The following is a 605-nucleotide window of genomic DNA, read 5'->3' on the forward strand; positions in this document are numbered from 1 at the left end:
GCCGCGTATGGAAAAAGTGATTGAGCTATCGCGTGCGGGAGTGATGCCTGCATCACACGGTGCTGATGTGCAAAAACTGGTGACTTTAGGTCAAAAGTGGCTACAAAGTTACGAAGTGATGTTGAGCAAGCCTCAATCTCAATGGCTAAGCTACTACAATGAGCACAAGAACACGTTTGAGGAACAATTTGTTGATGTTCGCGCCCAGCTCAATGTCGTGAAAAGTGCTATCGAAGATAAGCAAGGTGAGTTGAAGTCAGACATTTCTGCGGCGACTGCACGAGCAGAATCGATTTTAGAAATGGGTATCATCGTTGTGATCTTAGCGGCACTTGGCATGGTGTTCCTGCTGCTACGCACAGTACTTAAACCATTAAACGACATCAAAGACGCAGTGGCGCAAATCGCTTCAGGTGATGGTGATCTTAGCCAACGAATCCAAATTAATACGCAAGATGAAATTGGTCAGCTGGCCAAGGCATTTAACGAGTTTGTTTCTAAAATCCAAGCGACCGTGTCACAGGTGATTGATAGCTCAAACACGCTTCGTCAAGAGATGGCAAACTTAAGCTCGCTCACTGAGACGATTGCAGATTCGACAGTAT

Annotated in this window: 1 protein-coding gene; it reads left to right on the forward strand. The window is 45.8% G+C overall.

Going from position 1 to position 605, the window contains the following annotated elements; translation table 11 throughout:
- A partial coding sequence (locus R7Q48_RS28885) for a methyl-accepting chemotaxis protein (RefSeq protein WP_318133781.1) occupies window positions 1-605 on the forward strand: 605 nt, incomplete at both ends.

The organism is Vibrio sp. 378 (assembly GCF_033339435.1).